This window comes from Pseudomonas sp. S4_EA_1b (genome assembly GCF_016307435.1).
In the GTDB taxonomy this organism is placed as follows: Bacteria; Pseudomonadota; Gammaproteobacteria; order Pseudomonadales; family Pseudomonadaceae; genus Aquipseudomonas; species Aquipseudomonas rhodesiae.
The window spans coordinates 1-2138 of the sequence record NZ_JAEILC010000003.1 but is presented as its reverse complement, the minus strand read 5'-3'; the positions used below and the strand labels follow the sequence as shown (position 1 = coordinate 2138).

General features: G+C 61.8%; 1 protein-coding gene. It reads right to left on the bottom strand.

The features are described 5' to 3' along the window. Positions 1-2138, bottom strand: a 2138-nt coding sequence (locus YA0848_RS01055) for a DUF6531 domain-containing protein (RefSeq protein WP_198731213.1), incomplete at both ends; no start/stop codon positions are given.

The window sequence follows — 2138 nt, the reverse complement described above, 5'->3', positions numbered from 1 at the left end:
AGTTCGTCGCGTTCGGCGGTGATTTTTCCGTAGGGGTTGTAGCTGTATTCGCGGGTGGCACCGCCTGGCAGGGTCAGACGAGTCAGCCGACCCACAGCGTCCCACTGATACTGGGTCAGCGCGCCGTGTTCATCTTCGCGCGCCACCTCGCGGCCCAGGTCGTCGTAGCGATAGCGCCTGATGCCGCCATTGGGCAACTGCTCCTCAACCAGTTGCCCGCGCTCATTCCACACCAAGCGATGGCAGCTGTGGTCCGGGTACCAAACCCCGGTCAGTTGCCCATGTTTGTTGTAGCTGTAGTCGGTAACGTGACCGTCAGGATCGATCTTACGAATGACATCGCCCTGATCGTTACGCTCGTACTTCCAAACCGCCTCACCCCGGCGCACCACGCGTACGAAACCGTGGTCATGCTCGTACGTAGTGGGCTCATCTTCCCCAGGAAACAACGCCACTAAGCGTCCGGCTTCGTCGTACTGATAGGCCGTCACCGCGCCCAGCGGGTCTTGTTCGACCGTCAACCGCCCTTGGGCATCGTAGGATTTGAAGTGCTGCGCGCCATCGGGATCGATGCGTTGCACCAATCGCGCACGGTCATCGTGGACATAGATTTCCTGGCTGCCATCGGCGTTGTGCACCGTGACCTGGCCGTCATCGCCCCACACATAGCGCGTGTCCATCTGCGAGAAGCTGGCCCAGTGCCGCACACAGCGCGCCGCCTTGCCGGAGCGTTCCCACGCCCAGAAGAAACTCGCCCCGCCGGCCAGGCCGCGTTCCACAATGACGTGCTGCTCGTCGTAGCGGTAAACCTCGCTTTCGCCGACGGCATTGGTCGCTGAGACCAGTCGGCCCAGGTCGTCATAGGTGTAGGAAACGACGTTCTGCTCAGTAATCCACTCGTAAGGCTCATAACCCTTAGCGCGCTGAATCTGATAATCCACCGCGACAATGCGCCCAGCCCCATAGCGCAGAAACAACGAGCGACCCACCCCGTTATCCACCCGCTCGATACGCCCGAGCACATCGCGGAAAATTCGCAGGCGGTTGTCATACGCATCGCTGATCGCCGTCAGCACACCATCGCGAAAGTGGTAGAACCGCGACGCCTGGGCCAGCACCAGCTCATCCGGCGAAGCGCCCAGATAGATCGCCGCTTCGGCCAGGCTATTGGTGATTGCCGGTCGCGCAACGGTGGGGATTGGAAACGAGATAGAGCGATTTTCATGGTCGGTCCAGACCACCGAATCGCCTGAAACCACCAGCCGCTGCGCCAGCCCATGGCTCCAGCCAACCCCTAGCCCTACATCGACTTCCACCGCACTGGTGCGATACAGCCGCGTCCACTCGAACGGCAACACCCCATCCAGAACACCGTCAGTCAGGGTCAGCAATTCCTCGCCGGTGACCATCGATACGGGGCAGCCGTTAGTGACGGTTTTATCCGCAGAAGCCGCCGCTTCGCCGTTCGGGTTTTTCCCCGAAACAGGCACGTCATCCACAGGCTCCTGCCGCACCAACACCGTTCGTTGAGCCTTGCGACGAACCGCCGGCACCGCGTTCGTAACCACCTGCTCCCCAGCCTGCAACGGCGCAACCGGCACTGTCTTGATCGGCGTCGCCGCGCTGCCCAGCAGCAATGGCCTGGCCTCTGCGACATGGGGTTCCAGCCTGGGTCCCTTGAGGTGCTTGGCGAGTAACGCCAACAACGCTCGCGCCCGCGCGGATTTGATGCTGCTGAGCGTCTGAGCACCCAGGCGCAGAGCCACGCCCATGCCTGCTGTGGCCCAGATCAGCAGCAGATTGATCAGCACTTCCCCGGTCAGTTCGCCGAGCAGTTCGTACATCTCGGGCGGCGGCAGCAGGCGCATCCAACTGACCATGGCCGCCAGATAAATGAACAGCAGCGGCTCATCGCTGAGCACCAGCAAACCCTGGGCAATCGCGTCGCTGCCGAGTGCCAGCAGCGCATCGAGTTCGGCCTGGGAGATGTAGGCCAACAGCTTTTCGCTGTGGGCCTTGAGGTCCGATAGCAGCTCATACAACTGCGTGACGTTGTCCCACAGGTTGTACAGCGCCTTGGCCAAACCACTTGAAAACGCCATGCCCTGCATGGCGCTGCGCTCAAGCGCGGTGGCGTG